Source organism: Caldisalinibacter kiritimatiensis, assembly GCF_000387765.1.
GTDB classification, from domain to species: Bacteria; Bacillota; Clostridia; order Tissierellales; family Caldisalinibacteraceae; genus Caldisalinibacter; species Caldisalinibacter kiritimatiensis.
Genome location: NZ_ARZA01000211.1, coordinates 23,830 through 33,014, shown reverse-complemented (window position 1 = coordinate 33,014; position 9,185 = coordinate 23,830). Strand labels below are relative to the sequence as shown.

7 protein-coding genes are annotated in these 9,185 nt (G+C 29.9%); all 7 read left to right on the top strand.

The features are described from left to right. The first annotated feature begins 133 nt into the window (after positions 1-133). Positions 134-2,785, top strand: coding sequence for a sigma 54-interacting transcriptional regulator (locus tag L21TH_RS13845; RefSeq protein ID WP_006314919.1), 2,652 nt, complete (start codon positions 134-136; stop codon positions 2,783-2,785). 191 nt (positions 2,786-2,976) lie between these two features. After that, on the top strand, positions 2,977-3,336 hold the full coding sequence (locus L21TH_RS09680) for a (2Fe-2S) ferredoxin domain-containing protein (RefSeq protein ID WP_155848353.1): 360 nt from the start codon (positions 2,977-2,979) through the stop codon (positions 3,334-3,336). Positions 3,337-3,351: 15 nt separating this feature from the next. Continuing rightward, positions 3,352-3,840 (top strand): NADH-quinone oxidoreductase subunit NuoE family protein, encoded by a 489-nt coding sequence (locus L21TH_RS09675; RefSeq protein WP_006314917.1) that lies wholly within the window; start codon positions 3,352-3,354, stop codon positions 3,838-3,840. Further along, positions 3,821-5,116, top strand: a complete 1,296-nt coding sequence (locus tag L21TH_RS09670) for a complex I 51 kDa subunit family protein (protein WP_006314915.1) — start codon at positions 3,821-3,823, stop codon at positions 5,114-5,116. Before L21TH_RS09675 ends, L21TH_RS09670 begins: the two co-directional genes overlap by 20 nt. After that, positions 5,109-6,830, top strand: coding sequence for an NADH-dependent [FeFe] hydrogenase, group A6 (locus L21TH_RS09665; protein WP_006314913.1), 1,722 nt, complete (start codon positions 5,109-5,111; stop codon positions 6,828-6,830). The genes L21TH_RS09670 and L21TH_RS09665 overlap by 8 nt, the downstream gene beginning before the upstream one ends. A gap of 97 nt (positions 6,831-6,927) precedes the next feature. Next, a complete protein-coding gene (locus tag L21TH_RS09660) occupies positions 6,928-7,983 on the top strand; it encodes a YkvI family membrane protein (protein ID WP_006314910.1) in 1,056 nt (351 codons plus the stop codon). 75 nt (positions 7,984-8,058) lie between these two features. After that, entirely contained in the window at positions 8,059-9,180 is a 1,122-nt protein-coding gene (locus L21TH_RS09655; protein WP_006314908.1) for a DUF5711 family protein, read from the top strand. Positions 9,181-9,185 lie beyond the last annotated feature (5 nt).

The following is a 9,185-nucleotide window of genomic DNA, read 5'->3' as shown; positions in this document are numbered from 1 at the left end:
CGCTGCCAAATTTGTTTTTTTATTTTTTGTGGAACGCCGAACCCGGTTCAGCGTTCCTTTTTCATTCCGTAATTTTAAATGTCATTCTTACATATAAATATATTATTGAATATTTATTATATGGGGGAGTGACATGGAAGAAATAATCAAGGTTACTCAAAATAAGTGTAAGCAGTGTTACTCGTGTGTTAGAAATTGTCCTGTTAATGCAATTCAAATAAAGGATGGTCAAGCTACTATAATCCACTCTAGATGTATAAGCTGTGGAAATTGTATAAAAACATGTCCTCAAAATGCTAAAATAGTTTTAGATGGAAAAAAAGCAACCCTCGATATTTTAGAATACTATGATAACGTGATTGCATGTTTAGCTCCTTCCTTTGTTGTAAGCTTTCATTCATATCCGTATAAAAAAGTAGTAGGGGCATTAAAGGAGTTAGGCTTTTCTGAAGTATGGGAAGTTGCAGTAGGAGCAGAGGAATTATCTAGAGAACTAGACAAATATCTCACTAATACTATAAATAAAAAACCTTTAATTAGCACACCATGTCCCGCTTTTATAAGAATGATAGAAAAACACTATCCAGAGATTATTGAGAATTTATTACCCTTTTTATCACCAATGATTGCTGCAGCTAAGATTATTAGAAGTATAAAAAAAGATAAAGATTTAAAAATTGTTTTTATTGGTCCATGTATTGCTAAAAAAGCTGAAGCTATTGAATCACAGTTTGAAGGATTAGTAAATAGTGTTTTAACCTTTGATGAGATTAAAGAATTATTTTCACGAAGGAATATTAACTTAAGTAATGTGAAAGAGCAAGAATTTGATAGTGCATATTGCAACGAAGGAAAACTTTTTCCTTTGTCAGGAGGCTTATTATATAACTTAAAAGCAAGTAAAGGCTTTAAAGAAAGTGATTATATATGTATAGAAGACAAAGAAGGATGTCTTGAACTAATAGATGCTATATCTAAAGGAAATATATCTGCTAAATTTGTTGATGTTCTAATGTGCAAGGGTTGTATAGAAGGTCCAAAAATAGATAGTGAATTAAACCATTATGAAAAAATAAGTACACTATATAAATTTTATGAAGAAAGTAAAAGTAAGAGTACAAATATAAACTATAATGTAGATTTAAACCGATATTTCAGAAACAGAAGAAATGTTTTACCTTATCCTACAGAAGAAGAAATAAAAGAAGTTCTTAGAAAAACTAATAAGTATACTAAAGAAGATGAATTAAATTGTGGTGCATGTGGATACAATACTTGCAGAGAAAAGGCAATAGCAGTTGTTCAAGGAATAGCAGAAGTTGAAATGTGCTTACCTTATTTATTATCAAAGAAAACTAAGCTTAATGAACAATTATCTCAAAAAATCAAAGAAATAACTTTACTTAAAGAAGAATTAGAAACTATTATAGAATCATCATATGATGGGTTAGTAGTGACAGATGGAGAAGGAAAAATATTAATGACTAACAAAGCATGGAATAAAATGATTCAATATAATTCTGATATAAAGGATAGTTTTGTTCAAGAAATGGAGGATAAGGGAATAATATTTCCTTCGGCTACTCTGTTAGCGTTAAAAGAAAAGAGAAGAATATCCTTTGTGCAAAAAATGAAAAGTGGAAAAGAATATTTAGCTACAGCTACCCCTATTTTTAATGAAGATAAAGAAATAACTCGAGTAGTCTCAAATATAAGAGATATAGCAGAGCTTAATCGGTTAAAACAACAAATTGAAGAAACTAAAAAGTTACAAAAATATCATAATAAAAATGATAGTGATATTGATAGAGTCAAAATTGAAAGTAAAAACATTGTAGCAAACAGCATGGAATTTGGTAGGATTCTTCAGACAGCTAGTAAAGTTGCCTCTGTTGATTCTACAATATTAATTTTTGGAGAATCAGGGGTAGGTAAGGAAGTAGTGGCAAAATTTATTCATAGTTTAAGCACAAGAAAGGATAATCTTCTCATAAAGATAAATTGTGGTGCTATACCTGAAAATTTAATAGAATCTGAATTATTTGGTTATGAAACAGGGGCTTTTACAGGAGCTAAAAAGAAAGGAAAACCTGGACTAATACAGCTTGCAGATACAGGTACATTGTTTTTAGATGAAATAGGGGAGATGCCACTTAATGTACAAGTTAAGTTACTAAGGGTTTTACAGGATAAAAAATTTACACCTATTGGGGGGACTAAAGAAAAAAGTGTAGATGTTAGAATTATTGCAGCAACTAATAGGAATCTATATGATATGGTTAAAAAAGGTGAATTTAGAGCTGATTTGTATTATAGATTAAATGTTGTTCCACTGGAAATTCCACCTTTAAGAAAGAGAAAGTCTGATATACTACCATTATGCTATCATTTCTTGCAAATTTTTAATGAAAAATACGGATGCAATAAAGAACTAACTAGTGAAGTAGAAAAAGTGTTATTAAAATATAGTTGGCCAGGAAATGTAAGGGAGCTTGAAAATCTAGTTGAACGAATAGTTGTAACTACTAGTCCAGATGTAATTGAAGCAAAGGATTTACCTATGTTTTTACTACAGTCCAGTGATGATATATGTGAACATATAAAGATAGATGGAATAGTACCTTTGAAAAAAGCTACAAATATGCTTGAGAAGAAACTTATTGAAAGAGCTTATAAAAAATATAACACTACATATGAAATGGCAGAAGCTTTAGGAGTAAACCAGTCTACAGTGGTTAGAAAGATACAAAAATATATTAAAAATAATGCTTTAGAGCATAATTAAATGCAGAACTGCATTAAGGTTGAAAGCAGCGTAAGTTTTTCGCTGCTTTTTTTTCGTTTATTTTACTAACTTTTTAATACCTATTACCCTTGATTTTACTTTATTATTTTCAATTTTAAATTTCACTTATAGGCATTGGCACAATAAATGCAGTATATAAGGGTGAATTAAAAATGAGGGGAGAGGGAGTTATGGCTTATAGAGAGATTTATGACAAGTTAAGAAAAACTGCTGAAGATGAATTAGAGAAGAAAAGAAAAAAGAAGAAAATAAGAGCGGTTTTAGGTTATTCGATGTGTAGTGTTTCTGTTGGAGCAAATGAAGTTTTGAGCGCATTAGAGGAGGTCTTAGTAGAAGCAGAGATAGATAATGTCATAATAGAGACTACTGGGTGTACTGGACTTTGCTCAAAGGAGCCTTTACTTGATGTTTATACCCCTGAAGGTTATAGATACACTTATGAACTAGTAACACCTAAGAAAGCTAGAGCTATTTTAATTTCACATTCTTTCTATGATGAAGAGATAGAAGATTGGTTACTAAAAATGTAGATGGGGGGATGGGGAATGGGTAATGTTATATCAGAAATAGTAGATAGAATAGGGAATACACCTGACAAATTATTAGAAGTATTAATACAGACTCAACAAAAATCAAAACAAAATTATGTAACAGAAAGTGAACTTAGGACTATATCAAAATTATTAGATGTACCTTTTAGTAAAGTCTATGGAGTAGCTACATTTTACTCTATGCTATCTGTAAAGAAAAGAGGGAACTACGTTATTCAGATATGTAATAGCGGTCCTTGCTATATAAATGGTGCTGGTGATTTAGTATCTTTTATTGAAGAACTTTTAGATATAAAAATGGGTGAAATAACTAATGATGGTGTGTTTTCATTAGAATATACCAGTTGTATAGGAGCTTGTGACAAAGGACCGGCTATAAAAATAAATGATAAAGTATACGGTAATTTAAACAAAACTAAGATAGTTGAAATAATAGATAAATTAAGAAAGGAGGTACTTATGAATGATGAATTTAGTATCTAGGTTATGCGGTAAGATAAATCCCATATCTGTTAAAGATTATAGAGAATATGATGGATTAAAGGCTTTAGAAGTGTGCTTATTTAATCGAGAGCCTAATGAACTAGTTGATATAATAAAACAGTCTAACTTAAAGGGAAGAGGAGGAGCTGCATTTCCAACAGGGTTAAAATGGGAATTTGTAGCATCAGAAAATAATGATACTAAATATGTGGTTTGTAACGCAGATGAAGGAGAACCAGGAACATTTAAAGATAAAGTCTTATTAGAGGGTTGTCCATTACAGATAATTGAAGGAATGATTATAGCAGGATACGCTGTTGGGGCTAATAATGGATATATTTATATAAGAGGAGAGTATCCAAGGGCTAAAAAATTACTGATAGATGCTATTTCTAACTTAGAAAAAGAAGGATATCTAGGTCAAAACATACTTGGGCAAGAGTTTTCTTTTAATATTGAAGTTAGGTCAGGTAGTGGTGCATATATATGTGGAGAAGAAACTGCTTTAATAAAATCTATTGAAGGTGATGCAGGAAGAGCAAGACATAAACCACCTTATCCTCCTAATGAAGGACTATGGGGAAAACCAACATTAGTAAACAATGTAGAAACATTGGCTAATATACCACTGATAATTAATATGGGACCAGAAGAATATAAAAGATATGGAACTTCATCAAGTAATGGTACTAAGCTAATTTCTGTTTCAGGTTGTGTAGTAAACAAAGGAGTGTTTGAAGTAGAGTTTGGAATTACACTTAGGGAAATATTATTTGATATTTGTGGAGGATTAAAGGATGGAAAACAATTAAAGTTCATCCAGTTAGGAGGAGCTTCTGGAGCTTGTTTACCAGAAGAATTATTAGATACTAAGCTAGATTTTGATGAACTAAGAAAATTAGATATTAGTCTAGGTTCAGGAGCTATTTTAGTAGTAGATGATACAGTAGATTTATTAGGATTTGTAAAAACTACAATGGAATTTTTCAAACATGAATCCTGTGGTAAATGTGTTCCTTGTAGAGAAGGAAACAAACATATAGTTAAAATATTAGATAGAATAATACAAGGAAATGGTACGGAAAGAGATTTAGACTTATTAAAGAATATTTCAATGGTTATGAGGGATTGTTCATGCTGTGGTCTAGGTCAGGCGGCACCTACAGCACTTATAACTACAATGAGATTTTTTGAAGATGAGTATAATGACCTTATACATCACCATTATAAAAAAGATATAGATAAATTAAATAGAGAGGTGATTGTTAATGGGTAAAGTAAGTGTCAATATAAATGGAAAAGATGTAACAGTAGATGAAGGTACTACAATACTTGAAGCTTGTAAAAAAATAAATATTAAAATTCCAACCCTTTGCAATCACCCAGATTTAGAAACAAAAGGAAATTGTAGAATATGTATAGTTGAAGTAGAGGGGCAAAAAATATTTTCAGCTGCATGTTGTACCACTGTAAGGGATGGTATGAAGATAAAAACTAATACTAAAAGAGTTAGGGAAGCTAGAAAAATAATAATGGAGCTTATAATCTCTAGTCATAGGGACGAGTGTTTATCCTGTGTTAGAAGCAATAATTGTGAATTACAAACTTTAAGTAAGGAATTAAATGTTAACAATGTTACTTTTGATAAAAATATAAGACCAATAAAGATTGATAAATCAAGTCCAGCAATTGTAAGGGACCCTAGTAAATGTATAAAATGTGGTAGATGTGTAGAGGTATGTCACGATGTTCAAGGAGTTGGAGCTATATATAATGCATTTAGAAGCTCAGATATGGAAATTTCTTTACCATTTGAAGCTAAATTAGATGATGTTGAGTGTGTTTACTGTGGCCAATGTATTAATGTATGTCCTGTTGGAGCTATATATGAAAAGGATGACACAGAAAATGTGTGGGACGCTATAGAAGATAAAAATAAACATGTTATAGTACAAATAGCACCAGCTGTAAGGGTTTCTTTAGGTGAGGAAATAGGGATGGAACCAGGAAGTATAGTTACAGGTAAGATAGTAGCGTTTTTAAGAAGAATAGGCTTTGATAAAGTATTTGATACTAATTTTGCAGCTGATTTGACTATTATGGAGGAAGGTAATGAATTATTATATAGACTAAAGAATAATGGTACATTACCTATGATGACTTCGTGTAGTCCTGGATGGATAAGATATATTGAATTTTTCTACCCAGAATTATTAGATCATGTATCTTCTTGTAAATCACCTCAACAAATGTTTGGAGCTTTGGCTAAATCCTATTACACACAGAAATTTAATATAGACCCTAAAGATATAGTAGTAGTTTCAATAATGCCTTGTACAGCAAAAAAAGCAGAGGCTATAAGAAAAGAAATGAATGATAGCGGCCATCAGGATGTAGATATAGTGTTGACAACTAGGGAATTAGGAAGGATGGTAAAGGAGTCAAGGATACTGTTAGAAGAGTTACAGGAAGAAGAGTTTGACGCGCCTCTAGGAATATCAACAGGTGCGGCAGCTATTTTTGGTTCTACTGGTGGAGTTATGGAAGCAGCATTAAGAACTGTTTACGAAGTAGTTACTGGTGAGGAATTAGAAAATATTGATCTTTATGATTTAAGGGGAATTGAAGGGTTTAAGGAAAGTATAGTTAAAATAGGGGAATTAGAGGTTAAGGTTGCTGTAGTAAACAGTTTAAAAAATGCTAAAAAGATATTAGAAATGATTAAGAAGGGTGAATGTGATTATCACTTTGTAGAAGTAATGTGTTGTCCTGGTGGATGTATAGGTGGTGGAGGTCAGCCTATACCAGGGAACAATGAAATTAAAATGAAACGGATAGATGGAATTTATTATGTAGATAAGGGTCTATCTATTAGAAAATCTCATAAAAATCCAGCAGTTTTACAAGTTTATAAAGAATATTTAGGTGAGCCTCTTGGAGAAAAATCTCATAAATTACTTCATACCCATTATAATTATAAAAGCAAATAGAAGAGCGGCCGAAAGGTCGCTTTTTAATTTAAATTAAAAATTATAAACCAAGCCCTCTAGGCATACAATTAAGTAGTTAATGTTAGGGGGCTTTTGAATGAAGGATAAAGCATGGATAAAGCTATCTAGTATATATATTGGAACAATAATAGGAGCAGGATTTGCATCAGGACAGGAAATAATGCAGTTTTTTGGTGGATATGGATATAGGGGCTTGTTTGGAGTGATGATAGCATCTTTTTTATTTTCTACTATAGGAGCAACAGTCATGTATTCAGTTTACAAGTATAAAATCAAGGGGTATGAAGATTTCATAAAGCCTATATTAGGATATAGATTAAGTAAATTAGTTGAGATAATTATAAGTTTATTTTTATTTACTAGTTATTGTGTTATGTTAGCTGGAAGTGGTGCTATTTTTTATCAACAGTTTCAGTTATCTTATACATTAGGCATATATATAATGGCTTTATGTACATTATTAACTTTTTTATTCAGCATAAAAGGAATATCAGTAGTAAACGTAATTATTGTCCCTTTATTATTAATAGGGATAATTATTATAGGTATTATGATAATTTTAAAAGAAGGACTAGTGTTTAGTAATTTAAATTATGGAAGTAATAGTACAATTACGGGAAATTGGTTAATTTCATCAATACTATATGTAAGTTATAATAGTATATCAGCAATTGTAATTATAACATCACTTTTATCAATAATTAAAAACAAAAAAGCTGCTATTAAAGGTGGGGTATTTGGAGGTATAGGACTTGGAATATTAGCCTTATTTATATTGATTCCATTACTTATTTTATATACAGACGTATATAATGTTGAGATTCCAATGTTAAAAGTTGCAGGACGATTAGGAAATGCAGGCAAGTATATATATAGTCTTATATTATGGGGAGCTATGTTTACAACAGCTATTGCAAGTGGTTACGGATTTATTAGAAGAATTTCAACTTTATTTAATATCAACGAAAAATTTTTTTCAATAATATTTTGCTTTATAAGTATACCTTTAGCTAGTATTGGATTTTCTAATTTGGTATTGACGTTATATCCTATATTTGGATATTTAGGATTTATAATGTTAGTCCTTGTTTTTGGAAGTTTAATATACAGAAAAGGGAAAAATATTTTTTAATCGTTTACTACTCATGAATATTTAAGAAGGATTTTATACATTATAGGCGAATTATAAAAATAAGGAGGAAAAAAGGTGAAACAGAATACTAAAAGAAGAACAGAAAATAAAAATAACAAGAAAATAGGAAGATTTATTTTATTGTTTATCATAGTAAGTATAGCTTTATCTAGTACTACATTTAGGAACAATATAATTGAGTTTTTAAGCCAAAAAAATAAAACAATTAGCATAGAAGAGAAAATAAATATAAATTGTAATAACAACATCAAAGTAAAAATATTTAAAGATAATATAATACAACAAAATAATAGTAATCTGATTTCATATGATATTAATGGAAACAAGAAATGGGAAAAACCTATACCTTATGAAAAGTTTTTAGTTCATATAGGAAATGAAAAAATATATATGGGTAATACAGTATCAGGTGAAATAACTGCATTGAACGAAAATGGACAAGTTGTATGGAAATACGAACCTAAACAGTCCATTACTCAAATATTTGAGCAAAAAGGAAATCTGTTTGTTTTACTCAAACCAAGTAATGACCTAAATCAAGTTAATGTAGTAAATGAAAAGGGTGAATTAGTATCTAATTTAGTATCAAATGAAGGGAATTTTATATATGGAAATATATCTAATAATGAAAAAACATTGGCGCTTACTGCATTAGATACAAGTGACAATATTATTAAAAGTAAGTTATTACTGTATTCACCTAGTGGTAATCTTTTATGGCAAGAAAGTTTTGAAAATGAAATTCTACAATATATAGATTTTATAGGAGAAGATATAATAATTGTTTCTGATAAGAAAATAAGTCTTTTTAACAAGAATAAGAAGTTACTATGGAGTAGAGATATTTCAGGAAAAATAAAAGATATAAAAATTTATAACAATAAGATATATTTGTTAACAAACCAAGGAACTGATTTATTAGAAGTAGTTTCTTTAAAGGGGAGAACAGAGGATAATATAGAAATAAAAGAAGAATTACAAACTATATATTCATATAAAAAACATATATTTTTAGTAGGTAAAAATAACGTAATTGGTATATCAGGGAATGATAAATTTGTAGAATATAGTACAAATAACAATATAGAATACTTTAGTATGGCTAATAAAAAAGTTTTATTATTTACAGATAGTGGGGTAAAAGTAGGCTATATAGTAAACCGAAATGCTAAATAGAGGTA

Bases quoted from the DNA above. Each gene is read 5' to 3' on its own strand.
- L21TH_RS09680 (WP_155848353.1), top strand. From the start codon at position 2,977: ATGGCTTATAGAGAGATTTATGACAAGTTAAGAAAAACTGCTGAAGAT.
- L21TH_RS09660 (WP_006314910.1), top strand. From the start codon at position 6,928: ATGAAGGATAAAGCATGGATAAAGCTATCTAGTATATATATTGGAACA.
- L21TH_RS09670 (WP_006314915.1), top strand. From the start codon at position 3,821: ATGATGAATTTAGTATCTAGGTTATGCGGTAAGATAAATCCCATATCT.
- L21TH_RS09665 (WP_006314913.1), top strand. From the start codon at position 5,109: ATGGGTAAAGTAAGTGTCAATATAAATGGAAAAGATGTAACAGTAGAT.
- L21TH_RS13845 (WP_006314919.1), top strand. From the start codon at position 134: ATGGAAGAAATAATCAAGGTTACTCAAAATAAGTGTAAGCAGTGTTAC.
- L21TH_RS09675 (WP_006314917.1), top strand. From the start codon at position 3,352: ATGGGTAATGTTATATCAGAAATAGTAGATAGAATAGGGAATACACCT.